The following is a 24,865-nucleotide window of genomic DNA, read 5'->3' on the forward strand; positions in this document are numbered from 1 at the left end:
GCCCGCGGGAGAGTCGACGGCGAGAGGAGGGGCGCCGCGAGGGCGGCGCCGCGCATCCATGAGCGAGAACGACGGACCTCCCGGGAGCCGGCCATCCCCGGCCGGGTCGACCGCCCGGCGCCTGAGAGGAGCGCCTCGCCGGCACCCCGCGCTCGTCCAGCCCCCGGCGGACGTCGCGGAGGACACCCGCGGGCTGGACAAGGGCGTCTTCGGCGTCGCCGCGGTCGTGGCCCTCGTCCTGGTCGGCTGGGGTTTCCTGTCCCCCAGCAGCCTCGGCAGCACGTCCACCGCCGGCCTCAGCTGGGTGGTGCACAACATCGGCTGGTTCTTCGTCCTGCTCGCCACGGCGATCGTGGTCTTCGTCCTGTGGCTGGGGGCGAGCAAGTACGGCCGCATCCCGCTGGGCCGGGACGACGAAGCGCCGGAGTTCCGGACCATCAGCTGGATCGCCATGATGTTCAGCGCCGGGATGGGCATCGGCCTCATGTTCTTCGGGGTCGCCGAGCCCCTGGCGCACTTCGTGCAACCCCCACCGGGCACCGTCGAGGGCGGGTCGGACGACGCCGTGCGCACCGCGCTGGCGACCACGCTGTTCCACTGGACGCTGCACCCGTGGGCGATCTACGCGTTCATGGGCCTGGCCGTCGGCTACGGGGTGTACCGGCGAGGCCGCAGGCAGCTGCTGTCGTCGGCGTTCGTCCCGCTGTTCGGGCGCGACGTGTCCGACCGGCCGGCCGGGAAGGTGATCGACACGCTCGCCGTCATCGCCACCCTCTTCGGCACCGCGGCGTCGCTGGGCTTCGGTGCCCTGCAGATCGGCAGCGGGGTGGAGATCGTCGGCTGGGTCGGCGAGGCCGGGAACGCGATCATCCTGGCGATCCTCGCGATCCTGACCGCGGCGTTCGTGGTCTCGGCGTTCTCGGGCATCGCGAAGGGCATCCAGTACCTGTCGAACATCAACGTGGTCCTGGCCTTCACCCTGGCCCTGTTCGTGTTCGTGCTCGGCCCGACCGTCTTCATCCTCAACGCGATCCCGACGGCGCTCGGCGCCTACTTCGACCAGCTCGCCGACATGGCGGCGCGCACGGAAGCCGTCGGCGGAGACGCCATGGCGACCTGGTTGTCCGGGTGGACGGTCTTCTACTGGGCGTGGTGGATCTCCTGGACACCCTTCGTCGGCATCTTCATCGCCCGCATCAGCCGCGGACGCACGATCCGCCAGTTCGTCACCGGGGTACTGCTCGTGCCGAGCGCGGTCAGCGTCCTCTGGTTCGCGATCTTCGGCGGCGCGGCGATCGACGTGCAGCGGACCGGGGGTGAGCTCGCCGGGCAGTCCTCCACGGAGGCGCAGCTCTTCGGGCTGCTCGAGGGGTTGCCGCTGTCCGCCATCGCCACGGTCCTCGTCATGCTGCTGATCTCGATCTTCTTCATCACCGGGGCCGACTCGGCGTCCGTGGTGATGGCGTCGCTGTCCGAGCGCGGCACCCGAGAGCCCCGCTCGCGGGTGGTCATCTTCTGGGGCGTGCTGACCGGTTCCGTCGCGGCCGTGATGATGCTCGCCGGCGGCGACGAGGCGCTCCAGGGCCTGCAGAACCTGACGATCATCGGAGCGGTGCCGTTCGCCGTCGTCATCGCCGTGCTGATGGTGTCCCTGGCCAAGGACCTGCGCAGCGATCCGGCGATGATGCGCCGGACGGTCGCCCTCGAGGCGGTGCGGCAGGCCGTCATCGACGGCCTGACCCGGCACGGTGACGACTTCGTGCTGTCGGTGGAGCACGCGGACGAGGCCGGTGACGGAGGTGACCGCGGCCCGGTGGCCGGGTCCGCACCGACGCGAACGGCCGAGCACCGGTCGGGAACAGCGGGCCGGACGCTCGACGACGTGGACTCGCCCGTCCCGGATCGGCGCAGCACCGACGGCCGGGAGTAGGCGGTGCAGGGGTCGGCGGACGGCGACACGTCCGATCCGGTTCGAGCGGCCGACCACCGCTGTGCCACGCTCCAGGTCCCGCCCTACCCGGGGCCACGTCATCGCGCTCCTCGCCGCACGCCGGTGGGGACGGCCCTGCCGCCGCGCGGACCAGCAGAGAGGGACACCGGATGCAGACCGCTGAACCGACGGAGCTGTTCGACCTGCGCATGAGCGAGGAGGCCCGGCCGCTGTTCGACCGCGTCGTCCGATTCCTCGAGGACGTGGTCGCCCCGATGCAGGAGGAGTTCTTCCGCCTCGGCGAGGGGCGCCCCGACCCGTGGTCGTACGCACCGGGTCAGCTCGAGGCCCTCGAGGCGGCCAAGGACAAGGCCAAGGCGGCCGGGCTGTGGAACTTCTTCCTGCCCAACTCCGAGGTCGGCGGCCTGACCAACCTCGACTACGCCTACATCGCCGTCGAGCTCGGCAAGTACCCGCTCGGCTCCGAGTCGCTGAACTGCTCGGCTCCCGACACCGGCAACATGGAGGTGCTCGAGCGCGTCGGCACCCCCGAGCAGAAGGCCCGGTGGCTCGAGCCGCTCCTCAACGGAGAGATCCGGTCGGCCTACGCCATGACCGAGCCCGACGTCGCGAGCTCCGATGCCAAGAACGTACGGCTCCGGGCGGTGCGCGACGGCGACGAGTACGTCCTCGACGGCGAGAAGTTCTACATCTCCGGCGCCGGGGACCCCCGCTGCAAGATCATGATCGTGATGTGCCAGACGAACCCCGACGCGCCGGCGCACATGCAGCAGTCCCAGATCCTCGTGCCGATGGACACGCCCGGCGTCGAGGTGCTCGGCCCGATGCGGGTGTTCGGCCGCGACGACGCCCCGCACGGCCACATGCACATCCGGTTCACCGACGTCCGGGTGCCTGTCTCGAACATGCTCCTCGGCGAGGGCCGTGGTTTCGAGATCAGCCAGGTGCGCCTCGGGCCCGGGCGCATCCACCACTGCATGCGTGCCATCGGCCAGGGCGAGAAGGCCCTCGAGCTGATGATCCGCCGGGGCAAGTTCCGGGAGGCGTTCGGCAAGCCCATCCTGGACCTGGGCAAGAACATGGAGACGGTGTCGCGGGCGCGGATCGAGCTCGACGCCTGCCGGCTGATGGTGCTCAAGGCCGCCAAGGCGATGGACGTGCTCGGCAACTCCCAGGCCCGCGTCTACGTCTCGGCGGTGAAGGCGATGGTGCCGGAGAAGGTCTGCCAGATCATCGACCAGGCCATCCAGATCCACGGTGCCGCCGGGGTCTCGCAGTGGACGCCGCTGGCCGACATGTACACCAGCCAGCGCACCCTCCGCCTGGCCGACGGGCCCGACGAGGTGCACCACTTCGTCGTCGCCCGCAACGAGGCCGGCCGCTACACCGAGCCGGCCCCCGGTCGCTCCGCGGCGCGCGGCGAGGGCGTCTTCGCCGGTCCCTGATCGGGCGGACGGCCGCCGGACGCCCCAGGGCCCACCACGAGGGGCCCGGTCACCTCCGTGACCGGGCCCCTCGCCGGTGGTGGCCGGCCTTCCCCTTGACCCGTCCCCGCCGCGGCGCGGGCGTTGATCCCACGGCTGCCGGAGGAGGACGTCGTGGCCGGCACGGGGGCCGACGCGATCGGTGTCGGCCCGGCCCGGTGACGGTCGGTCGGGTCTGCGGAGGGCAGCCCCGACCGACCGGGCGCATCAGCGGCTGCCGCCACCGATCATGGGGTCGTCGTCGGCGTCCACCGCGCCCCGCTCGGCACCCTCCGTCGACGTCCTCGTGGCGTAGCGACCGGCGTCGGACTCGTCGACCACCACCTCGTCCCGCACCTCGATCACCGGAGGCTGCGGGACGACGGCGACGTCCTCGGTCCCGCCCGTGCGCGGCGGCTGCTCCGTCGCCTCGTGCTTGCCCGACGACCCGGCCGCGGCGGCACCGGCCGCGGCAGCCGCGACCCCGGCCACGGCGGCTGCGCCCGCGGCGACCGCCTTGCCCGACACGCCGGCCTTGCCGCTGTCCCCCCGGGACGGGAAGGCGGCGTTCGCACCGGGGGTGCCGACGTCCTCGCCGGGGTTGATCGATCCTCGCCAGCCGCCCGTGGCGTACCCCTCGCTCTCCACGAGGGCCTTGAAGCGCTGCAGGTCGGACTCCACCTGCCGCTGCACGAGGTTCAGCTTGTCCCCGACCTGCTCCACGAGCCCCTCCGGCTCGTACTCCAGCGTCAGGTGCACGAGGGTGGAACCCGTGCCGACCGGCTGGAAGCGGACGGCCCCGGCGTTCGTCGCCCCCTCGGTCGCGGCCCAGGCGATCTTCTGGTCCGGGACCTGCTCGAGGATGGTGGCGTCCCACTCCCGCCGCACCCCGGCGATCTCCGCCACCCAGTGCAGCCGCTGGTCGCTGTGCTGACGCACCTCCTTCACCCCGCCCATGAAGTGGGGGAAGTCCTCGAACTGGGTCCACTGGTTGTAGGCGGTGGTCACGGGCACGTCCACCTGGATCGACTTCTCGGCCTTGGTCGTCATCGCTCATCCCTCTTCGGTCGGCTGCTGTTCTCGATGCCCTCCCCGCTACCCGCGGTGCCGGGCGCCGATGCGCGTCCCCGGGCGTTCTCCCCGGTCGCCGCGGGGCCGACCGGGCCGTTCCGGCCGGCCGGCCGGTATACCTGTCGCGTCGGCGGGTAAGCGCGCCGGACGAGGGTGGTGCGCGCGGACTGCGCCCGCCCGCCCCGCACCTCACGAGTGGACCTGATGACCGGCAACGCCACACACCGCTACAGCAACACCGCGATCCTCACCGTTCAGGCGGTCGACGCATCGCAGATCGTCACCTCGGCCGCCTTCGACGAGCAGCTGGGTGACACCTACCAGCGCGTCGGGCTCCGCCCCGGTCTGCTGCAGCGCCTCGCGGGCATCGAGGAGCGTCGCTGGTGGGCCGACGGCGTCTCGTTCGTCGACGGCGCCGCCACCGCCGGCGCCAAGGCGATCAGCGAGAGCGGCGTGGACCCGGCGCACATCGGCCTGATGGTCAACACGTCGGTCAGCCGCAAGCACCTCGAGCCGTCCACGGCCGTCGCGGTCCACGACGCCCTCGGGCTGCCCAGCTCCTGCCAGAACTTCGACGTGACCAACGCCTGCCTGGGCTTCGTCAACGGCATGGAGCTGGCCGCGGCGATGATCGACGTCGGGATGGTCGACTACGCGCTCGTGGTGAACGGGGAGGACTCCCGTCCCGTCCAGGAGCGCACCATCGACCTGCTCAACCGGCCGGACACCGTGGCCAAGGACGTGATGGGCCACTTCGCCACCCTCACCCTCGGCTCGGGCGCCGTCGCCATGGTCCTCGGCCGGGCCGACCGGCACCCCGAGGGCCACCGGATGGTCGGGTCGGTGAGCCGGGCGGGCACCGAGCACCACCAGCTCTGCACCGGCGACAACGACGGCATGCAGACCGACCTCAAGGGGCTCCTCGCCGCCGGCCTCACCCTGTCCGGCGAGCTCTGGGCGGACGCGGCCGAGGAGTTCGACTGGGCGCAGGGCATGGACCGGTACGTCATCCACCAGGTCTCCAAGGTGCACACCGGCGCGCTCTGCGACCGGTTCGGCATCGACCGGGCGCGGGTGCCCACCACCTTCCCGACCCGCGGCAACCTGGGCCCGGCGTCGGTGCCGTTCACATTGGCGGGCGAGGCGGACTCGCTCACCGACGGGGAGCGCGTGCTGCTCATGGGGATCGGCTCGGGCCTGAACGCCTGCTGCCTGGAGATCGCCTGGTGACACCCGCAGCGCCGGCCGGGCTGCCCGGTCTGGACCCGTCCTGGTCGCGGTGGGTCACCGTCCCCGGTGCGGACGGCGAGAAGCACCGCTGGCACGTGCTCGACAACGGCGTCGCCGATCCGGTGGGCACCCTGCTCTGCGTCCACGGCAACCCGACCTGGTCCTACCTGTGGCGCCGTCTCCTCGCGACCGCCCCGCCCGGGTGGCGCGTCGTCGCGCCCGACCAGCTCGGGATGGGCTGGTCCGCACGGCCGGCCGGACCGCGCACGCTGACCCGGCGGGTGGCCGATCTCGGGGACCTCACCGCGGCGATGGCGATCAGCGGACCGGTCGTGACGGTCGCCCACGACTGGGGCGGCATCATCTCGCTCGGGTGGGCCCTGGAGCACCGGTCCGACGTGCGGGGCGTCGTCCTCACCAACACCGCCGTCGCCATGCCCGAGGGCGACCTGGGACCGGCGCTGATCCGGCTGGCGCACGCACCCGGCCTGCGCGCCGCCGTCACCGTGGGCAGCTCGGTGTTCGTCCGCGGCGCGACGGCGCTGTCGTGGCCGCCGCTGCCCCGGGAGGTCCGCCGGGCCTACGCGCAGCCCTACCCCTCGGCCGCGCAGCGCCGGGCCGTCGGCGAGTTCGTCGCCGACATCCCCTTCCGGCCCGGCCACCCCTCCCGCACGGCGCAGGAGGCGATCGCCGAGGGCATCCGCACGCTCGACGTCCCCGCGCTGCTCCTGTGGGGCCCGAGGGACCCGGTCTTCGGCGAGCGGTACCTGGCCGACCTGCGCGAGCGGCTGCCCCGGGCGGCGGTGCACCGCTACGAGGGCGCCTCCCACCTCCTCCCCGAGGACGCCCCCCAGTACGCCGAGGCGGTCGCCACCTGGGTGTCCGACACGTTCTCCGCGCCGGACGCCCCGGCCGCGGCCGGGCGTGCCACCCCGGCGGAGCCGCCGGCGCGGCCCTGGTCGGCGCTGACCGCCCGCTCGGACGACGACTCCCCGGCGATCGTGGAGACCGGGGGCGGTTCGGTCTCCTGGGCCCGGCTGTCCCGCCGGGTCGCGGACATCGCCGCCGGCCTGGCCGCGTCCGGGGTCGGTCCGGGGAACCGGGTGGCGCTGCTGCTGGAGCCCTCGGCCGACCTGACGGCCGCGGTCTACGCCACGTGGCGCGCAGGCGCCGTCATCGTCGTCGCCGACAAGGGCCTCGGCCTGCGGGGGATGCGGCGGGCACTGCGCGGCGCCGCACCGGACCACGTCCTCGGCAGCGCCGCGGGCCTGGCCGCCGCGCGGGCGATGGGTCTGCCGGGGACGCGCATCCTGGCCGGCCGGGCCACGGCCCCGGTCCGCCGTGCCCTCGCGGTGGAGCACGACCTGGCGTCGCTGGAGGCGCTGGGCCGGTCGTCGCCCGCGCCGCCGGAGTGCCCGCCGGATGCCGACTGCGCCGTCGTCTTCACCTCCGGGGCCACCGGCCCGGCCAAGGGCGTGGTCTACACCCAGCGCCAGGTCGGCGCCCAGCTGGAGCTCGTCCGGGCTGCCTACCGGCTCGCACCGGACGACTCGCTGGTGGCCGCGTTCGCCCCCTTCTCCATCCTCGGCCCCGGCCTCGGGATCGCCTCGTCGGTGCCCGACGTCGACGTCACGGCGCCGGGCACGCTCACCGCGGGCAAGCTGGCGGACGCGGCGGCCGCGGTCGATGCCACCGTGGTGTTCGCGGCCCCGGCCGCCCTGCGCCGGGTGGCCGCGACCGCCGGCGAGCTGACCGGCGAGCAGCGGACCGCGCTGCGCCGGATCCGGCTGCTCATGTCGGCCGGGGCGCCCGTGCCGCCGCCGCTGCTCCGCGCCCTGCGCGAGACCTTCCCGGCGGCGGAGCCGCACACGCCCTACGGCATGACCGAGGCGCTCCCGGTCACCGACGTCTCCTTCGACGAGGTCGAGGCCGCGGGCCCCGGGAACGGCGTCTGCGTCGGCCGCCCGGTGCCCGGGGTGGAGGTCCGGATCAGCCCGCTCTCCCCGCTCGGCGCCGCGGACGGGGCCCTCACCGGCTCCCCCGGCGTGACCGGCGAGATCTGCGTCCGCGCCCCGCACGTTAAGGACCGCTACGACGCGCTGTGGGCCACCGAGCGGGCCGCCGGCCGTGACCCGGGATGGCACCGCACCGGGGACGTCGGGCACCTCGACGGCGACGGACGGCTGTGGGTCGAGGGCCGGTTGGCGCACGTGGTCACCGCCGCGGACGGCCCGGTGACACCCGTGGGACCGGAGCAGCGGATCGAGGGCCTGGCCGCCGTCTCCGCCGCCGCGGTCATCGGCGTCGGCCCGGTGGGTGTCCAGGTCGCCGTGGCCGTCGTCGTGCCTTCCACCGCCGCCGGGAAGCGGCGCCCTCCCGTGCCGGCCCGGCGGGGACGGCTGACCGTGGCACCTCCCGGGCTCGCGGACGAGGTGCGCCGCTCGGCCGGGGTCGACGTCGCCGCCGTCCTCGTGACCGACGCCCTCCCCGTGGACATCAGGCACCAGTCGAAGGTGGACCGGGCGGCGCTCGCCCGGCGCGCGAGCCGGCTGCTCTCCGGGACGCCGGTCCGGTGGGCCGCCCGCCGCGGCACGGCGTGAGGGTCCTGGTCACCGGCGCCAGCGGGCTGCTCGGCCGGGTCACCGCCCAGCGCCTCCTGGCCCGCGGCGACGAGGTGACGGTGCTGCAGCGCCGCCCTGCCGGCCTGCCCTGCGCCGAGGTGCTCGGGGACGTCGCCGACCCGGCCGCGGTGGCGCGGGCGACCGCCGGGCAGGACGCCGTGGTCCACCTCGCCGCGAAGGTCGACGTCACCGGCCGGTGGGAGGAGTACGCGCGGGCCAACATCGAGGGGACCAGGAACGTCCTCGCCGCCTGCACCGCGGGCGGCGTCGAGCGGCTCGTGCACGTGTCCTCCCCCTCCGTCGCGCACGCCGGGGCCCCGCTGTCCGGGGCGGCGGCCGGCGTCGCCGACCCGGCGCGGGCGCGGGGGTCCTACTCGCGGTCCAAGGCCGTGGCCGAGCTGGAGGCGCTGGCTGCGGACTCGGCGGGGCTCGCGGTGCTCGTCGTGCGCCCCCACCTGGTGTGGGGCCCCGGCGACGAGCAGCTGGTGGCGCGGATCGTCGCCCGGGCGAGGGCCCGCCGGCTCCCGGTCATCGGCACGGGCGCCGCGCTCATCGACACCACGTACATCGACAACGCCGCTGCCGCCCTCGTGGCCGCTGTCGACGCCTGCGGGCCCGTCCACGGGGAGGCGCTGGTCGTCTCCAACGGCGAGCCCCGGACGGTCGACGAGATCCTCCGCCGGCTGTGCGCTGCCGCGGGTGCTCCCGGGCCACGGGGACGGGTGCCGACGCATGCGGCGTGGCTGGCCGGCGCCGCCGTGGACGGCGTCTGGGCGGCGAGCGGCCGCAGGTCGACCCCTCCCCTGACCCGCTTCCTCACCGAGCAGCTGACCACCGCGCACTGGTTCGACCAGCGGCGGACCCGCACGGCACTCGGCTGGCGGCCGGAGGTCGGCCTCGACGAGGGCTTCGCGCGGCTGGCCGCCTGGTACGGCGGAGGTCCCCGGTCGCCGGCCGGGGACCTCCGCCGTCGCGGGGCGCCCTGACGTCAGGCGGCCGTCGCGCGGGCGGCCTCGTCGATCAGCCGGGCGACGACGTCGGGCCGGGAGACCGTGACGGCGTGCGAGGCGTCCACCTCGACGACGGACGACGAGGCGCGCTCGGCCATGAAGCGCTGCGCCTCGGCCGGGACGGCCAGGTCCTGGAGCGTGAGGAGGGTCCAGGACGGGATGGTCTTCCAGGCCGCCTTCGTCGCCTTGCCCGCCAGCGCGTCGGCGATGATCGGCCGCTGCGTGACGGCCATGAGCTCGGCGACGTCCGCCGGCACGTCGGCGGCGAAGATCGCGTGGAACTTCTCCTGCTCGATGTACAGGTCCTCCGCGGTCTCCCCCTCGGGCCCCCGCACGGCCACCGGGCGCAGCGCCGCGCCGAGCTCGTTGCCCGGGTACCTCCCGGCCAGCTCGCCGGTGCTCTCGCCCTCGTCGAGCAGGAAGCTGGCGACGAACACCAGCGCCGTCACCCGCGGGTGCCCCTCGGCGGCCTCGCTCATCACGCTGCCCCCGTAGGAGTGGCCGGCCACCACGACCGGGCCGTCGATGCTGTCCAGGACGTCGCGCAGCAGCGCGGCGTCGCCGTGCAGCGAGCGGAGGGGGTTGGCGACCCCGACCACGGGATAGCCGTCCCGCCGGAGCCGGGCCACCACGCCGTTCCAGCTCGACGAGTCGGCGAAGGCCCCGTGGACGAGCACCACCGTGGGCGTGGCGGTGCGGCTCCCGGACGTGCTGCTGGTCATCGATCTCTCCCTCTCGGTCGGTGGACGACGCCTCGTCGCCCGTGCGGTCGCACCACCGCGTGCGCTCCCCCGCCAACGCCTCCGGTATGCGATATATCGCATGCCGCCAGCCGTGCCGGGAAGGCACCGCCGCGCACTTTCCCGTTCCGCCCGGACACCCGCAGGAGGACCCCCCGTGCCGATCCCCTCGACCGGCCCCGGCGTCGACCGCGGCCTGCTGCGCGACGACGTCCACCGCCGCCTGCGCGACGCCATCGTCGACGGCACGTTCGCCCCCGGCGAGCAGCTACGGGACCTGGAGCTCGCGACGTGGCTGGGCGTCAGCCGGACCCCGGTCCGCGAGGCGCTCCTCCGGCTCGCGCACTCCGGCCTCGTCCACACCCAGCCCGGGCGCTCGACGGTCGTGACCACCCTCGACGCCCGCGGTGTCCGCGATGCCCGGGACGTCGTCGCCGCGATGCACGAGCTCGCGGTCCGCGAGGCCGTCCCCGCGCTGGTGGAGGCGGACCTCACCGCCATGCGGGAGGCCAACCGCCGGTTCGCCGCGGCCGTCGACGCCGGGGACGTCGAGCAGGCGCTGCTGGCCGACGACGAGCTGCACGGCGTCCCCGTGCGCATCGCGGGCAACCGCGCGCTGGAGACGGTGCTCGAGCAGTTCACGCCGACGGTGCGCCGCGCGGAGCGGCTGCGGTTCGGCTCCCTCCGCGGCCGGGCCTCCGCCACCCGGCACGAGGAGCTCATCCGGCTGTGCGCCGCCGGCGACGTCGACGGCGCAGCCGCCGTCGCCTACGACACCTGGCACAGCCTGCCGAGCGACGAGGGCTGACCGCCGGGGGCGCGTCGTCGTCACGGCGCGATGACGAGCTCCGCGATGCGGTCGCCGTCCATCACGAACCGGTACCGGAGGTCGGCGACGCCCCCGGGGAAGTCGCCTTCCAGGTGGTTGACCGCGACCCAGCGGCCGTCGCCGGCCCGTTCGGCCCCGACGAGCTCGGTGGTGTAGCTGAACGCGGCGCCGGCGTGGGAGAGGAAGCCGCGGATCTCCTCGGTCCCCCGGTAGGTCGTCCCCTCGTCGACGACGACGGCGCCGGGCGCGAAGGCCCGCAGCGCGGTGTCCGCGTCGCGGGCCGCGTGCGCGGCGAGGTAGCTCCGGATCGGGGCCGGGAGCTGGTCGGGTCGGATGCTGGCCTGGGTGCTCATGGCCCGACCCTGCGGCTTCCCGGCGCGGGAGGGTCAAGCACTGGACCCTCCCCCGGGGAGAGGGTGCAGAGTGCTCCCGTGCTGTCGATCGGTGAGTTCTCCCGGCTGACCCACCTCAGCGTGCGCACGCTGCGGCGGTACCACGACGCGGGCCTGCTCGAGCCGGCGACCGTCGACCACACCACCGGCTACCGCCACTACACCGCCGGGCAGATCCCGGCCGCCCAGGTCATCCACCGGCTCCGCGAGCTCGACGTCCCCCTGCCCGATGTGCGGCGCATCCTCCGCTCCCCCGACCCCGGTACCCGTGCCGCGCTGGTGGCCGACCACCTGCAGCGGCTGGAGTCGGAGCTCGAGCGGACGCGGGCCGCTGTCGCCTCGCTGCGCCGGCTGCTGCAGCCCGAGCCTGCCCCGCTGCGGGTCGAGCTGCGCACCGTGCCGCAGGCGACGGTGGCCGCCGTGGAGGACGAGGTGGCGCACGACGAGGTCCTCACCTGGTACGCCGGCGCCATGGCCGAGCTCGACGCCGTGGTCCGGGAGCCGGCCGGCGCCCCCGGGACGCTCTGCGACAACGCCCTGTTCGAGCACGGCCGCGGCCACCTGCTCGTGTACCGGCCGACCGCCCACCCGCCGCGCCGCGGACGGGTGCACCCGGTGACCCCGCCGGCCGTGGAGCTCGCCGTGACCACCCACGTCGGCCCGCACGACGACATCGACGTCACCTACGGCGAGCTGGGCGCCTGGGTGGTGGCCAACGCGCTGGCGGTGGCCGGGCCGGTGCGGGAGCGCTACCCCGTGGGCCCGCGCGACACGGCCGACCCGTCGGCGTGGCGGACCGAGATCGGCTGGCCGGTCTTCCACGTGGGGCCGGGCTGACCGCCCCGCCGCACCTCCGACCGACGAACCGCCCGCCGCGGGTCGCTAGCGGGAGATCGACAGGTCGGCCGCGTATCCCAGGCGCCGCACCTCGGCCAGCAGCCGCTGACCGGCCGCGACCCGGTCCGGGCCGCTGAGCCGGAACAGCAGCCGCACCGGGCCGCGGTGCGGCACCCACAGCCCGGGGCCGACGGCCTGCCCCTCGGCCGCGAGCGCGGCGGCGACGTCGTCCGGGACGCCGACCGTGCGGCGCTCCGGGTCGACCGGCTCGGCGGGCGCCACGCTCAGCACGACCGACGTGGACACCGGCCCACCGTAACGGCGGACCCGGTCCTCGAACGCGGTCGTCGCCTCCCTTGCGGCGCTCCCCCGCCGGCCTCACCCGGGACGGTGGGCGGCGGCCGCGGCCAGCGCACCCAGGCTGTTGGTCGCCAGGTGGAGCAGGACAGGGGCCAGCAGGCTGCCGCTGCGGAGCCGCAGCCAGGCGAAGAGGACCCCGGCCGCTGCCGTGAGGGCGCAGCCCAGGAGGACGACGGCGAACAGGCCTGCGCCCCCGTCCGCCAGCGTGTTGGCCCTGGCGGCGCTCAGTGTGGGGCGGATGTGCCAGATCCCGAAGAGCGCCGCGGACACCGCGACGGCCGTGCGCGGCGGGAGCAGCCGCAGCAGCGCCGCCAGCAGGACGCCGCGGAAGGCGACCTCCTCCCACACCACGGTGCCCAGCGGGATCCGGACCAGCGCCTGGTGGGCGATCTCCCCGGAGCCCGCACCGGCGAGCCGCGCGTCGGCCAGCAGGGGGCGGACCGCCGGGACGGCGAGTGCGACCGCGTAGCCGGCGGCGACCACGGCGGCGCACCCCCCACCCCAGCGGATCCCCGCCCGCGTGCGACGCCGCTCGAGACCCAGCTCCTGCCAGGTGGTGCCGGCGAACCGCGCTCCCGCGAGGATCAGGCCCGTCGCGGCCAGGTTCACCGGGACGTAGGACTGCGGGTAGCCCGGCAGCCGGGTGATGACGACGTTGTTCCAGGCACCGAGGAGCACGGCGACGGAGGCGGCGAACACGAGCCCGCCCCGGCGGCCTGCTGCGCGAGCATGCACCCGTGCGTTCTCCCCCGCTCGCGCGCCGGCTCACCTTCGCCGCCGTGGCGCTGCCGTGCGCCGCCGTCGTGACGGCCTGCGGTGAGCTGTCGGCCGGTGCGCTCCTCGCGGTCGGCACCGCCGGCACCGTCGTGGTCGTCGCGGGCCTGCTCCGGGAGGCGGGCGCGGCCGCTCCACCGGTGGGCCGGCGCGGCCTGCCGTGGCTCGCGCTCGTCACCGCCGCCGTCCTCTGGGAGCTGGTGGCGCTCGCGCGCGACGCGCTGCCGACGGCGAGCGATCTCGCCGACCCCCTCCTCGCCCCGCCGCTGCTGCGCGGCGCCGCCACCGTGGGCTGGCTGGCGGTCGGCGCCTGGCTGCTCGCCCGGCCACGGCGATGACGGGCGGCGAGCTCGTGAGCGCCGCCGTCTTCGCGGGGCTGCTCGCCGCCGCCCTGGCGACCGAGGTCTGCGCCCGGCTCGGGCTGGGTCCGGCCGGCGCGGGGCAGGCGCTCGGCGCCGCGATGCGGACGGCGCCGGGCCGCGCGGTCGTCCTGCTCACCTGGCTGTGGCTCGGGGTGCACCTCCTGGCCCGGTGACGGGGTCGTCCCGGAGGGGTCACGCGTGGGGAACCGGTCTCCTGAGCCGGCGTCGCCGCGGCCGCGAACGGCATAGGTTCCCGGCGTGGACGTCGTCGTGGAGGTGGGTGGCTGGGAGCACGAGTGCTGCGGGGAGGCGATCGAGCGGAACCAGCTCGTGGACTTCCGGTGCATCCGCTACCAGGGGCCCGACGGCCGGGTGCGGCTCGCGGAGAGCCACCACGGCGGCCTCGACGTCCCGGCCGACGAGCGCGTCCGGGGACGGGTGACCGAGCTCCACGTGGTCCGCGACGGAGGGGTCGCGCAGGACGTCCTCCGCGTACCCGGCGGGGCGGCGCTGCGCGGCTTCGACGAGCAGGACGACGGCCACCTGGAGGACCCGTGGACCGGCGCCGTCCTGCCCCCGGGCCACGCGGAGTTCCTCGTGACCGTGCGGACGTCCCGGTAGCGGCGGTCAGGGCACCCGGGCGCCGGGCCCGGTGCGCCCGCCGGGTTCGTCACCCGAACGTCACGAACCCGTCAGGTGGGCGGCGTACCGTCGGTGGGACAGGTGGTCACGTGACGAGGAGGAGCCGCAGCCGGTGAGCCGGCGCCCATCGCGGAGGATCGCGGATGCGCGAACTGATGGAACGGGCGGAGTCGCTGGCGGCGCTGGATCGGGCGCTGCTCGGCGCGGCGCGTGGTCGTGGCTCGGTGGCACTGGTGAGCGGGGAGCCCGGTATCGGCAAGTCGGCTCTCGTGACGCGGTTCGCCGAGCAGCACCGGGACGACGCGCGGGTGCTGGTCGGGCTGTGCGACGACCTGGCCACGCCCCGCCCGCTGGCCCCCTTCCGGGACATCGCCCAGGCCCTCCCCGCCGCGGTGGCGGAGTCGCTGCGCGAGGCGACGGCACCCGGAGCGTTCCCCGCCCAGCTGGTCGAGGAGCTCCGCCGAGGTCGCGCGCCGACCGTGCTCGTCCTCGAGGACGTGCACTGGGCCGACCAGGCCACCGTGGATGCCATCACCGTGCTCGGCCGCCGGGTGGCGTCGCTGCCGGTGCTGCTGGTGCTCACGCTGCGCACCGGCGAGGTCGAGCCCGGCCATCACCTGTGGGGAGCGCTGGACGCGGTGCAGCACGCGACCTCGGTCACCCTGGAGCTCCCGCCGCTCTCGCGGGCCGCCGTGGTCGCGCTGGCGGGCGAGGACGCCGACCGCGTCCTCGCGCTCACCGGGGGCAACCCGTTCTTCGTGACCGAGCTGATCGCCTCGCGCGAGGGGCCGCCACCGCCCTCGCTCGCGCACGCGGTGCTGGCCCGGGTGGCCCGTCTGGACGAGCGGCCACGCGCCCTCCTCGAGCTCGTCGCGATGGTGCCCGGCCGGGTGCGGACGGCCCTCCTCGACACCGTCGAGCCCGGGTGGCCGGAGCAGGCAGAGCAGGCGGAACGCCGGCAGCTGCTGACGAGCGACCGCGGCACGTCCGCTTCTGCCACGAGCTCACCCGCGCGGCCGTGCGGTCGAGCGTCCCACCCGTCCGGCGGCGGCTGCTGCACCGGCGGATCCTGCAGGGCCTCCAGGAGGTCGGCGGAGAACCCGCCGACCTGGTGCACCACGCGGAGGCGGCCGGCGTGACGGAGGTCGTCGCCGAGCACGCGCTCCCCGCAGCCCGGCAGGCCGGGGCGATGGGTGCGCACCGCGAGGCGCTGGCCCACCTGCGCCGTGCCGTCCGCTTCGCCGACCGGCTCGCACCGGCCGAGCAGGCGCGGTCGTGGGAGGAGCTCGCGGGTACGGCGTGCGTCGTCGGCCGTGGCGACGAGGCCGTCGCCGCCGCCACCCGGGCGATCGAGCTCCACGACGACCTGGGCGATCACCTGGGGGCCGGGAGGTGCACCGCCCTGCGGTCGCACCTGCACTGGTTCGCCGGTGAGGGCGCGGCGGCCTGGGCGGACGCCTGCTCGGCGGTCCGCCGGCTCTCCCGCGCCGGATGTCCCGCCGGGCTCGCGCAGGCGTACGTGGCCGTCGCCGAGCTCGCCATGCTGGCCAGCCGGGCCGACGACGCCCTGCACTGGGGGGTGCGGGCGCTGGAGCTGGCCTGGGAGGACGCCGGTGTCCGGAGCCGCGCGCTCGCCGTCCTCGGTGCGACCCGCATGCAGCTGGACGCGACCGACACCGGGACGCTGCGCGAGGCCATGGACACCGCCCTCGCGGCGGAGGAGCACCACCACGTCGTCCTGATCCACACCTCGCTGGCCTTCATCAGCCTGCAGTGGGTGCTTCCTGAGGCGGCGCTGGCGCACGTCGAGCGCGGTCGCCGGTACGCGGCCGAGCACGAGGTGGACACCATGGCCGGCTACCTCGACGCCGTCCGCGCGTGGCTCCTGCTGCGCCGCGGCCGGGCCGAGGAGGCCGTGCGGCTGGCCGGGGCGGCCCTCGACCGGTCCGCCGCGCGCGGCGTCGCCGTGGCCGGCCTGGTCGCGCGCACGGTGCTCGCGGAGCGGGCGGTCCGGTCCGGCGACGACGACGCCGACGCGCTGCTGGCCGAGCTCGCGGCCGACGCCGACCGCACCGGTGAGCTCAAGCGCATCGCGCCCGTCTTCGAGCTGCAGGTCGAGCGGGCACTCACCTGCGGCGACCCCCTGCCGGTGCGACGGCTGGCCGAGATCTCCCGCATCGTCGGCGACCAGCCGCTGAGGCGTGGCGGCGCCGGTGCCCGGATCGCCGCGTGGGCCGCCGTCTGCGGGCGGCACCTCCCCGTCGACGGGCCCGTCCCGGAGCCCCACGCGGCGATGATCCAGCGGGACTGGGTGGCCGCGGCCGACGCGTTCGGCCGCGCCGGCTGGGTGCACGACCGGGCGTTGCTGCTGTCCCTCTCCCACTCGGCCACGGCGCTGGCGGAAGGGCTGGACCTGGCCCGCGGGTGCGGTGCGCGGCCGCTGGAGCAGCGGATCAGCCGCCGCATGCGGGAGCGCGGCATCACCGTCCCCCGCGGGCCGTCACCCTCGACGCTGGCGAACCCCGCGGGCCTGACCGACCGGCAGCTGGAGGTCCTGGCGCTGCTGCGGGAAGGTCTCGGCAACGCCGGCATCGCGGCGCGCCTGCACATCTCACCGCGGACCGTGGAGCACCACGTGGCGGGGATCCTCGCCAAGCTCGGTGCGGCCTCGCGCGCCGAGGCGGTCGCCAGGTCCACCCGGTTGGGCACCCTTCCGTAGGTGCCGCCGAAGGCATCGGCGCGCGTCGCTGCCCCGGGATACGCGTGCGAGCACCGATGCCCGGGGCCCCTGCCGTCCCTAGCGTCGGAGGTGGCGGCCCACCCGGCCGCGAGACCCGTCCGACCGACCCAGGAGACGGCCATGACCACCACCGCGACGGCCAACGGCATCGACGTCCGAGCGCTCGCCGAGACCATCGACGCCATCAAGGAGGACCCGAACCTGGCCTCCTTCACCTTCCGCGCCCGCAGCAGGTGGCAGGAGGGCACCTACAACACCGGGGAGATCCGGGCGTTCACGCACGCCGGCAGCCAGGACGAGAGCAGGGCCGCCGCGTTCACCCTGCACGGCGACGAACCGCCCGTGCTCCTCGGCGCCAACCGCGGGCCCAACGCCGTCGAGCTGCTGCTCCAGTCGCTGGCGTTCTGCTACGCGGTCGGCTACGTGGCCAACGCCGCGGCCCGGGGCATCGAGGTCACGGGCATGGAGTACGACATCGAGGGCGACTTCGACGTCCGCCCGTTCCTCGGTCTGGACGGGCCGCGCCCCGGCTTCACGGCCATCCGCGCGCGAGCCCGCGTCTCCAGCCCGAACGCGACCCCCGAGCAGCTGCAGGAGCTGTGCCGGTACGTGCAGGAGACGTCCCCGGTCCGCGACTCGCTGGTGAACCCGGTGCCCGTCGAGACCACGCTCGAGGTCGTCCCAGAGGCGACCTGACCGACGACCCCTTCGAGGAGGAGATCACCATGGCAGGCACCACCTCGGCAGCCATCGACCAGGACGTGCTCACCGGCAAGGTGCAGGACATGTACCGGGCGGTGGCCAGGACACCGGCCCAGGAGTTCCACTTCGAGACCGGCCGTGCGCTGGCCGAGCGCCTCGGCTACCCGCCGGAGGACCTCGACCGCATCCCCCCGGGGGCCATCGAGTCCTTCGCCGGGGTCGGCTGGTTCTTCGACCTCGCCGACCTGCAGGCGGGTGAAGCCGTGCTCGACCTCGGCTCGGGGTCGGGCATGGACGCCTTCTTCGCCGCCCTCCGCGTCGGCCCCACGGGCCGGGTGGCGGGGATCGACATGACCGACGCGCAGCTGGAGAAGGCCGAACGGCTCCGGGAGGAGCACGGCATCGACCACGTCGCCTTCCGGGCGGGGCGGATCGAGCAGCTGCCCTTCCCGGACGCGGTCTTCGACGCGGTGATCTCCAACGGGGTGATCAACCTGACCCCGGACAAGGAGGCCGTGTTCGCCGAGGCGGCCCGCGTCCTGCGGCCCGGCGGCCGGCTCGCCATCGCCGACATCGTCACCGAGGAGGCCTTGACCGAGGCGATCGTGTCGAACGTCGACCTGTGGGCGTCCTGCATCGGCGGTGCGCCGCGCCGGGAGGTGTACGAGCGGGCCATCACCGCGGCCGGCCTGCGGGTGGAGCACGTGCGGCCCAACCGCTACGAGTTCCTGTCCGAGCAGGCACGCAACGCCAGCGAGCAGTACGGCGTCCGCAGCGTCTCGGTGCTGGCCCGCAAGCCGTGACCCGGCGGCGGCGGACACGAGCCGGGTCGCTGCGGCCGCTCACCGCACCGGCCGCCGGCCCTCAGCGGTCGCCGTCGTCCCCGGACGACGGCGAGCGCTCCTCGGCGAGCCGGTCGGCGAACAGCGGCGGCAGGTAGCGCAGCATCAGCGCCGACCACACCACGTGGGTGAGCACCGGCGCCTGGATGCCCCCGGTGATCCGGCGCTGCTGCGCGAAGATCAGGCCCATCGGCACGCTCGCCAGCACCAGTGCGGGGTTGCGCGTGGCGGTGGTGGCCAGTCCGTAGACCGCCGTCGAGACGAGCACCGGCCGCCGGGCCCCCGCGGCCGCGTACAGCGCACCGCGGAAGAAGACCTCCTCCGCGACGCCGTTGGCCAGCGTGGTGGTCGCGACCAGCGGGGCCGAGCCCTGGTCGGCGTACCGGAGCACCGACCCGATCGCCCGGGCCAGGACCGGGATCCGGCGGGCGACCAGCGCCGCGGCGTAGAAGACGCCGAAGGCCCCGACCCCGGAGGCGATCGGCGTCAGCACCGGCCGCTTCAGCAGGTCCCCGGGCCCGAACATCCGCCCGAGGTGCAGCGGTCCCGACGCGAGCCCACCGACCACCCAGGTACCGGCGACGCCGAGGGTCAGCCCGTAGAACCGCGGCGACCCCGGGGGCGTCGACAGCGAGACGCCCAGCAGCGACGCGCCGGCCACCGCGACCGCGCCGGTGACCCGCCGTCGCCGCCGGAAGGCCTCGTCGCTCTCCCAGTGGTCCCGCGGCACGCGGCGCAGCAGCGGCAGGACGGCCCGGCGGGCCCGTGCCCGCAGCGCCCGGGACACCCGCCCGCGGGTCACCGGCGCGCCCCCCGGCTCAGCCACCCGCGGCGCCGCTCCCCCACCTTCCGCCGGCGCTCCCGCGCCCGCTCGACGAGCGCGGTCATGACCATCTCGTCGTAGTCCACCGGCTCGAACGGGACCACCGAGCGGATCGCGTCATCGGTGACGACCACCTCGATGGTCATCGAGTCGATGAGCGACCGGCCGGTGGCGACGTCGACGTCGGTGACCAGGGCCAGCCAGCGCGAGGACAGCTGCGGGCTGAGCAGCGGCACGGGGACGACGAACAGGTGCCGGTTCTGGATGTCGGCGACGCGCGTCAGCATCTGCAGGTAGGTGAGCACCTCGGGGCCGCCCACCTCGAACACCCGCCCCGCCGCCTCCGGGGCGTCGAGGACCCCGACCAGGTACCGGACGACGTCGGCGACCGCGATCGGCTGCGTCCGGGTGCTGACCCACCGGGGCGTGACCATGGCCGGCAAGTGGGCCACGAGCTGGCGGGTCATCTCCCAGGAGACCCCGCCGTGGCCGACCACGATCCCGGCCCGCAGCACGGTCACCGGCACACCGGTGCTGCCCAGCAGCTCCTCGACCTCGCGGCGGCTGCGCAGGTGCCGGGACAGCCGGTCACCGTCCTTGCCGAGGCCGCCGAGGTAGACGATCCGGCCGACGCCGGCCGCGGCGGCGGCCCGGGCGAAGGCGCGTGCCGCGTCGGCGTCCTTGCGCTCGAAGTCGGGGTCGCCCAGGGAGTGGACGAGGTAGTAGGCGGCCTCGCAGCCCTCGAGCGCCGCCCGCAGCGAAGGCTCGTCGCCGACGTCGCCGGCCACCGGGGTACCCGACCCCGTGTACCGCTCCGGACGCCGGGTCATCGCCCGGACGTCGTGGCCCGCCCCCGCCAGGGCGGTGGCCAGCCGGCTGCCGACGAACCCGGACGCGCCGGTGACCAGGATCCTCACCGGCCCAGCCTCACCCGGCCGGACGCCCGGCGCGACCCGGCCGGCACGGGGACCGGCCCGGGACCACCCCGCGCGGCCCGGGCGGGTGCGTCAGGTGCGGGTGCCGGCGGTGCTCCCGGTGCCCTGGGTCGCCGGCGACGGCGCGGGCGGTGGCGCCGGCGGGCCGGGCTGCGCCGGGACGGCGCCCGAGGGCGGGCGCCGGTGGGCCCGGTGCACCGCGAGCGCGACCAGCAGCACCCCAGCGGCCAGCAGCAGCCCGCCGGTGACCAGCAGCCCGACGGCGATCCAGGTCAGCTCGGGCGCCGTGGCCCCGGCCCGCGCCTGCACCGCCAGCCCGGGCCCGCCGTCGGCCTGCATGACCACGACCGTCCAGGCGCCGTCGGCCGGGCGCCAGGTGAGCGTCTGCGTGCCGGGGCCGCTGGTCTGCGCCGCCCAGATGCCCAGCTCGCCGGGCGGCTGCTCCGGTGGCCCGCCGGGCACGTCGGTGGCGCGGTCCACCCGCGGTCCGTCGCCGGGCCACGTCCCCCCGAGGTCCTCCACCACCCGGTGCGCGACGCCGGACAGGTAGCGGTCGACCGCGGCCGTGCGGGCCACCCCGACGAAGATCTCGGTGCCGGGCTCGGCAGCGGTCACGTCCAGCCTGGCCGTGCCGAGGAACTCGTCGAGCACCCACTGCTCGCCGGCGGTGTCCAGCCGGATGCTGTCGGAGACCAGGGCGTGCTCCTCGGTGGCCAGGTCCACGGTCGGCGTCCAGAGGTAGCCGTCGTCCCGCTGGGCCTGGTCGGCCCAGAGCAGGGCTCCGCCGCTGCCGAGCAGACCGGTCGCGGTGAACAGGAGCACGGAACCGACCACGACCGAGGTGACGCGGCCGGCCGTCCAGGTGCTGCGCGGCGGCGTCGCCGGCGCGGCGGTTCCCGGGTCGGCGGCCGGTGCGGGCACCGGCGCGGCCCCGGCTCCCCCCGGTGCCGCGGGCTGCGGACCACGGGGCGCGGACCCCGGGTCGGTCCCGCCCATGTCCAGCCGGAACGGCGGGTAGCGGTCGGTCATCAGACCGACGTAGGCGGCGACGCGCAGGGCCCACCGGTCCATGCCCAGGACGAAGTCGTAGAGCGGACGCGGGTAGCGGCCGGTGAACAGCAGGACGACCGCCGCGATGAACACCAGGAGCCCGACCAGCCCACCGGCGCCCCAGCCGGAGTCCCAGCCGTCGTCCGGACCCGTGCGGGTGCCCAGCCACAGCCCGCCGCCGATGAAGACGGCCAGCACCAGGTAGTGCGGGATGGCCAGCAACCACCACTTCACCAGCACCAGCCCCCGCGACAGCCGCTCCGGGTAGGCGACGTCCAGGCGCGCCGGGTAGTCCGGCACGTCGGCCAGGGTGAACGGCGGGTACCGGTCGGTGCCCAGCGCCGCGTACCCGTAGTAGTGCACCCGCCAGGTCCAGCGCAGCACGCCGACGTTGAAGTCGAAGATCGCCCGCGGGTAGCGGGCGGTGAACAGGATGGCGAAGAACGCCACGACGCCCAGCACGGTGAAGGCGACCCACAGGAACGCCAGCACGACGTAGTGCGGGATCAGCAGCAGCCACTTCACCAGCCACAGCCATCGGGACAGGCCCGGCTCCAGCGCCGCGTCCACGCGAACCGGGTAGGGCACGAACGTCTCGGTCACCGCAACTCCTCGGTCTCGTCGGCGCCTCCGACGCTCCGCCGTCCCCCGGACGCCGGACACGGGCCAACGGATCCTGCACGCAGGGACCTCCGGACGTGCCGGAAGCCCTCCCTCTCCCCCGCGCGGCCGAAGGTCACCGGTCGCCCGGGCCCCTGGCCACTGCCCACGCCGGGGCGTGTGGCCGACGGTCGAGGGAGCCGACGGACGGAGGACCTTCGTGCCCGATCCACGACTGCCGGGCGACGCGGCCCGCACGACCGGTGCCGGCCTGCCGGTTGGAGCCCGGTGACCGCCGTCGAGGTGGCGGGGCTGCGCAAGCGGTACGGCGACCTCGTCGCGGTGGACGACCTGTCGTTCCGGATCGAGCAGGGCGAGGTCTTCGCGCTGCTGGGCCCCAACGGCGCGGGCAAGACCACGACCGTGGAGATCCTGGAGGGCCACCGCCGGCGCGACGCCGGAGACGTCCGCGTGCTGGGCTACGACCCGCAGACCGGCGGGCGGGAGTTCCGCGAGCGGATCGGCATCGTGCTGCAGGAGGCCGGCTTCGACGAGGACTTCTCCGTCCGGGAGCTGGTGCGGCTGCACCGCGGGCTCTACCCCCGCCGGCTGGGCGTGGACGAGGTCATCGACCAGGTCGGCCTCACCGACAAGCGCGACGCCCGGGTCAAGACGCTGTCGGGTGGCCAGCGCCGCCGGCTCGACCTGGCCCTCGGTCTGGTGGGCGACCCCGAGCTGCTCTTCCTCGACGAGCCCACCACCGGCTTCGACCCCTCCGCCCGCCGCCGCGCCTGGGAGCTGGTGGAGGGGCTGCGCGCCCTGGGCACGACCGTGCTGCTGACCACCCACTACATGGACGAGGCCGAGCACCTGGCCGACCGGGTCGGCATCGTGGTGCGCGGCCGGCTGGTCGCGCTCGGCACCCCGGCGGAGCTGGCCGCCGGGCAGCAGGACGCGGTGGTCAGCTTCCGGCTCCCGGCGGGCGTCGCCGCCGCCGACCTGCCGCCGCTGGACGGCGTCCCGGTCGCCGACGGGCTCGGCTGGGAGCTCACCACCCCCCGGCCCACGGCCACCCTGCACGCGCTCACCGGCTGGGCGCTGGAGCGCGGGCTGCAGGTCCCGGCGCTCTCCGTGCGCCGCCCCTCCCTCGAGGACGTCTACCTGCGGCTGACCGGTGAACCGGCGGACGACGGCGGGGCGGCCACCGCCCCCGCGGGCCGGCCGTGACCCGCACCGCCGCTCCTCCCGGCAGCCGGCGGGGCGGTCGACCCGGGACGGGGGCGCTCCTGGCCGCCCAGCTGCGCTACGTCCTCACCGACATGTGGCGCTCGCGCGTGGTGCTCGTCTTCAGCATCGCGCTGCCGCTCGTCTGGCTGCTCGTCATCGGTGCCGCGGCCGGGAACGACGTCCTGGACGAGGCCACCGGCCTGCGGGTGATGCAGTTCGCCACCCCCACCGCGGTCGCCCTGGGGGTGCTGTACTCCGCGTACCCGCCGGTCGCGATCGGGCTGGCCGAGGCCCGCGAGCGGGGGGTGGTCAAGCGGTTCCGCGGCACCCCGCTGCCGTCGTGGTCGTACGTCGCCGGCCGGATCGGTGGCGCGGTGGTGTACGCGTTCGCCGCGGTCGTCGCGGCCGTCGCGGTCGGCGTCGTCGGCTTCGGTGTCCAGATCATCGGCCGCACGCTGCCAGCGACCGTGGTCACCCTGGTGCTCGGCACCGCCTGCTTCGCCGCCCTCGGCCTCGCCGTGGCGGCGGTCTCCCCGACCTCGGCCGTCGCCCAGGCGGCCTCGGTGAGCACCGCCGTCGTGCTCGCCTTCGTGTCCGGGGTCTTCACCATCGGCGGCGAGCTGCCCTGGATGGCCGCCGTGGGTGGCATCTTCCCCGTGCGCCCCTTCGCCGAGGCGCTGCGCGACCAGTTCGACCCGTTCTCGCCCGGCGCCGGCTGGAACCCCGCCGCGCTGGCCGTCCTGCTCGCCTGGGGGCTGGCGGGCGCGCTGGTCTCGGCGCGGTACCTGGGCCGTGACCCGGGCAGCCGGGCGAGCGGCGAACCTGCCGGACCGTCCCGGACGGCGAGCCGGGCGGGGGTCGCCCGGCCCCGGACCGAGGTCGTGGGGCACCGGCCGGGGTCCACCGCGCTGGTGCTCGGGCAGGCGGTCGCCGCGACCCGCTCCACGTGGCGCGACGGCGGCTCGGTCTTCTTCGCGCTGGCCATGCCCGTCGGGCTGTACGCGCTCCTCGTCGCGATGGCCGGCAGCGGGGAGGTGGTCGACGGCATGCCGTTCCCCACGCTGTTCGCCGCCAGCATGGCCGCCTGGGGTGCCGGCGTCACCGCCTTCGTCAACCTGCCCGAGGCCGTGGCCACGGCACGCGACCGCGGCGTGCTCAAGCGGTTGCGCGGCACACCGCTCGCGCCGTGGCAGTACCTGGCCGGGCGGACCACGGCCGCGCTGTGGCTCGCCGTGGTCGTCGCCGCCCTGGTCCTGGCCGTCGGGACGGCCTTCTTCGACGTCCGGGTGACGCTGCCCGGCCTGCTGCTGGGGCTCCTGGTGCTCGTCGCCGGCACGCTGACGCTGGCCGCGTGCGGCTACGTCGTGGCGGCGCTCGTGCCCGACGCCCGCGCGGTGGGCGCGGGGTGGGCCTGGTGGTGCTGCTGCCGCTGGCCTTCTTCTCCGAGGTGTTCTTCATCGACGGGCCGGAGTGGATGCGCGGCGTCGGCGCGCTCTTCCCGCTCCTGCACTTCCAGAACGCCCTGGCGCAGGCGTGGGACCCCGCCGGTGCGGAGCTCGCCTGGGGCCACCTCGGGGTGCTGGCGGGCTGGGGCGTCCTGGCCGGCGCCGTCGCGGTCCGGTACTTCCGCTGGGAGGTTCGCCGCGACGCGCGGTCCTGACCGG

At 75.6% G+C, this 24,865-nt stretch carries 24 protein-coding genes and 1 pseudogene; 17 read left to right on the plus strand and 8 right to left on the minus strand.

All coding sequences use genetic code 11. From position 1 onward, the window contains the following. The first annotated feature begins 58 nt into the window (after window positions 1–58). Window positions 59–1,930 carry a BCCT family transporter gene (locus E9549_RS04255; protein ID WP_236825337.1) on the plus strand — a complete coding sequence of 624 codons (1,872 nt, stop codon included), beginning with the start codon at window positions 59–61 and terminating at the stop codon, window positions 1,928–1,930. Between the two features lie 170 nt (window positions 1,931–2,100). Beyond that, window positions 2,101–3,396, plus strand: coding sequence for an acyl-CoA dehydrogenase family protein (locus E9549_RS04260; RefSeq protein ID WP_236825338.1), 1,296 nt, complete (start codon window positions 2,101–2,103; stop codon window positions 3,394–3,396). A 246-nt stretch (window positions 3,397–3,642) separates the two neighbouring features. On the opposite strand, the gene E9549_RS04265 is transcribed toward E9549_RS04260, so the two are convergent. Next, window positions 3,643–4,464 carry an SRPBCC family protein gene (locus tag E9549_RS04265; RefSeq protein ID WP_236825339.1) on the minus strand — a complete coding sequence of 274 codons (822 nt, stop codon included), beginning with the start codon at window positions 4,462–4,464 and terminating at the stop codon, window positions 3,643–3,645. 225 nt (window positions 4,465–4,689) lie between these two features. On the opposite strand from E9549_RS04265, the gene E9549_RS04270 reads away from it, so the two are divergent. From E9549_RS04270 to E9549_RS04280, 3 genes are read left to right on the plus strand one after another with little or no spacing between them, the layout of a single operon-like run. Continuing rightward, a complete protein-coding gene (locus tag E9549_RS04270) occupies window positions 4,690–5,715 on the plus strand; it encodes a 3-oxoacyl-ACP synthase III (RefSeq protein ID WP_236825340.1) in 1,026 nt (341 codons plus the stop codon). Beyond that, the gene (locus E9549_RS04275; protein ID WP_236825341.1) at window positions 5,712–8,315 is read left to right on the plus strand and encodes an alpha/beta fold hydrolase; all 2,604 of its coding nucleotides are present in this window, start codon (window positions 5,712–5,714) and stop codon (window positions 8,313–8,315) included. The genes E9549_RS04270 and E9549_RS04275 overlap by 4 nt, the downstream gene beginning before the upstream one ends. Then, the gene (locus E9549_RS04280; protein ID WP_236825342.1) at window positions 8,312–9,322 is read left to right on the plus strand and encodes an NAD(P)-dependent oxidoreductase; all 1,011 of its coding nucleotides are present in this window, start codon (window positions 8,312–8,314) and stop codon (window positions 9,320–9,322) included. Before E9549_RS04275 ends, E9549_RS04280 begins: the two co-directional genes overlap by 4 nt. A gap of 2 nt (window positions 9,323–9,324) precedes the next feature. On the opposite strand, the gene E9549_RS04285 is transcribed toward E9549_RS04280, so the two are convergent. Next, window positions 9,325–10,068 (minus strand): alpha/beta fold hydrolase, encoded by a 744-nt coding sequence (locus E9549_RS04285; RefSeq protein ID WP_236825343.1) that lies wholly within the window; start codon window positions 10,066–10,068, stop codon window positions 9,325–9,327. A gap of 175 nt (window positions 10,069–10,243) precedes the next feature. On the opposite strand from E9549_RS04285, the gene E9549_RS04290 reads away from it, so the two are divergent. After that, on the plus strand, window positions 10,244–10,894 hold the full coding sequence (locus tag E9549_RS04290; protein WP_236825344.1) for a GntR family transcriptional regulator: 651 nt from the start codon (window positions 10,244–10,246) through the stop codon (window positions 10,892–10,894). Window positions 10,895–10,914: 20 nt separating this feature from the next. On the opposite strand, the gene E9549_RS04295 is transcribed toward E9549_RS04290, so the two are convergent. After that, the gene (locus tag E9549_RS04295) at window positions 10,915–11,268 is read right to left on the minus strand and encodes a nuclear transport factor 2 family protein (protein ID WP_236825345.1); all 354 of its coding nucleotides are present in this window, start codon (window positions 11,266–11,268) and stop codon (window positions 10,915–10,917) included. Between the two features lie 78 nt (window positions 11,269–11,346). Here E9549_RS04295 and E9549_RS04300 point away from each other — a divergent pair, with 78 nt between their 5' ends. Then, complete coding sequence (locus tag E9549_RS04300; RefSeq protein ID WP_236825346.1) at window positions 11,347–12,144, plus strand: MerR family transcriptional regulator; 798 nt, start codon at window positions 11,347–11,349, stop codon at window positions 12,142–12,144. 45 nt (window positions 12,145–12,189) lie between these two features. Here the strand turns inward: E9549_RS04300 and E9549_RS04305 are convergent, their stop codons facing one another. Next, on the minus strand, window positions 12,190–12,450 hold the full coding sequence (locus tag E9549_RS04305) for a hypothetical protein (RefSeq protein WP_236825347.1): 261 nt from the start codon (window positions 12,448–12,450) through the stop codon (window positions 12,190–12,192). A 72-nt stretch (window positions 12,451–12,522) separates the two neighbouring features. Next, the gene (locus E9549_RS04310; protein WP_236825348.1) at window positions 12,523–13,203 is read right to left on the minus strand and encodes a CPBP family intramembrane glutamic endopeptidase; all 681 of its coding nucleotides are present in this window, start codon (window positions 13,201–13,203) and stop codon (window positions 12,523–12,525) included. A gap of 38 nt (window positions 13,204–13,241) precedes the next feature. Between E9549_RS04310 and E9549_RS04315 the strand changes: the two genes are divergently transcribed. The 7 genes from E9549_RS04315 to E9549_RS04345 all read left to right on the plus strand — a co-directional run bounded on the left by E9549_RS04315 (window position 13,242) and on the right by E9549_RS04345 (window position 18,527). Then, window positions 13,242–13,616 carry a hypothetical protein gene (locus E9549_RS04315; RefSeq protein ID WP_236825349.1) on the plus strand — a complete coding sequence of 125 codons (375 nt, stop codon included), beginning with the start codon at window positions 13,242–13,244 and terminating at the stop codon, window positions 13,614–13,616. A gap of 14 nt (window positions 13,617–13,630) precedes the next feature. After that, window positions 13,631–13,813: a DUF6186 family protein gene (locus E9549_RS04320; RefSeq protein ID WP_236825350.1), complete on the plus strand. Its 183-nt coding sequence runs from the start codon at window positions 13,631–13,633 to the stop codon at window positions 13,811–13,813. An 85-nt stretch (window positions 13,814–13,898) separates the two neighbouring features. Then, window positions 13,899–14,261, plus strand: coding sequence for a DUF6578 domain-containing protein (locus E9549_RS04325; RefSeq protein WP_236825351.1), 363 nt, complete (start codon window positions 13,899–13,901; stop codon window positions 14,259–14,261). Window positions 14,262–14,425: 164 nt separating this feature from the next. Continuing rightward, a complete protein-coding gene (locus tag E9549_RS04330) occupies window positions 14,426–15,421 on the plus strand; it encodes an AAA family ATPase (protein ID WP_236825352.1) in 996 nt (331 codons plus the stop codon). Continuing rightward, window positions 15,418–17,001, plus strand: a complete 1,584-nt coding sequence (locus E9549_RS24000) for a LuxR C-terminal-related transcriptional regulator (RefSeq protein WP_236825353.1) — start codon at window positions 15,418–15,420, stop codon at window positions 16,999–17,001. Before E9549_RS04330 ends, E9549_RS24000 begins: the two co-directional genes overlap by 4 nt. A 141-nt stretch (window positions 17,002–17,142) precedes the next feature. Beyond that, window positions 17,143–17,718 carry an OsmC family protein gene (locus E9549_RS04340; RefSeq protein ID WP_236825354.1) on the plus strand — a complete coding sequence of 192 codons (576 nt, stop codon included), beginning with the start codon at window positions 17,143–17,145 and terminating at the stop codon, window positions 17,716–17,718. Between the two features lie 29 nt (window positions 17,719–17,747). Then, window positions 17,748–18,527 (plus strand): methyltransferase domain-containing protein, encoded by a 780-nt coding sequence (locus tag E9549_RS04345; RefSeq protein WP_236825355.1) that lies wholly within the window; start codon window positions 17,748–17,750, stop codon window positions 18,525–18,527. Between the two features lie 61 nt (window positions 18,528–18,588). On the opposite strand, the gene E9549_RS04350 is transcribed toward E9549_RS04345, so the two are convergent. The 3 genes from E9549_RS04350 to E9549_RS04360 form a co-directional block, all read right to left on the minus strand. Next, complete coding sequence (locus E9549_RS04350; RefSeq protein WP_236825356.1) at window positions 18,589–19,392, minus strand: CPBP family intramembrane glutamic endopeptidase; 804 nt, start codon at window positions 19,390–19,392, stop codon at window positions 18,589–18,591. Next, window positions 19,365–20,306, minus strand: a complete 942-nt coding sequence (locus tag E9549_RS04355) for an NAD(P)H-binding protein (RefSeq protein WP_236825357.1) — start codon at window positions 20,304–20,306, stop codon at window positions 19,365–19,367. The genes E9549_RS04350 and E9549_RS04355 overlap by 28 nt, the downstream gene beginning before the upstream one ends. Before the next feature lie 90 nt (window positions 20,307–20,396). Then, on the minus strand, window positions 20,397–21,977 hold the full coding sequence (locus E9549_RS04360) for a DUF4389 domain-containing protein (RefSeq protein WP_236825358.1): 1,581 nt from the start codon (window positions 21,975–21,977) through the stop codon (window positions 20,397–20,399). A 285-nt stretch (window positions 21,978–22,262) separates the two neighbouring features. On the opposite strand from E9549_RS04360, the gene E9549_RS04365 reads away from it, so the two are divergent. From E9549_RS04365 to E9549_RS04375, 3 genes and pseudogenes are all read left to right on the plus strand, one after another. Further along, a complete protein-coding gene (locus tag E9549_RS04365; RefSeq protein ID WP_236825359.1) occupies window positions 22,263–23,201 on the plus strand; it encodes an ABC transporter ATP-binding protein in 939 nt (312 codons plus the stop codon). Window positions 23,202–23,293: 92 nt separating this feature from the next. After that, a pseudogene (locus E9549_RS24440) lies at window positions 23,294–24,541 on the plus strand (ABC transporter permease); the annotation flags it as partial. A 65-nt stretch (window positions 24,542–24,606) separates the two neighbouring features. Then, window positions 24,607–24,861, plus strand: a complete 255-nt coding sequence (locus E9549_RS04375) for a hypothetical protein (RefSeq protein ID WP_236825361.1) — start codon at window positions 24,607–24,609, stop codon at window positions 24,859–24,861. Window positions 24,862–24,865 lie beyond the last annotated feature (4 nt).

This window comes from Blastococcus sp. MG754426 (genome assembly GCF_021699055.1).
GTDB lineage: Bacteria > Actinomycetota > Actinomycetes > Mycobacteriales > Geodermatophilaceae > Blastococcus.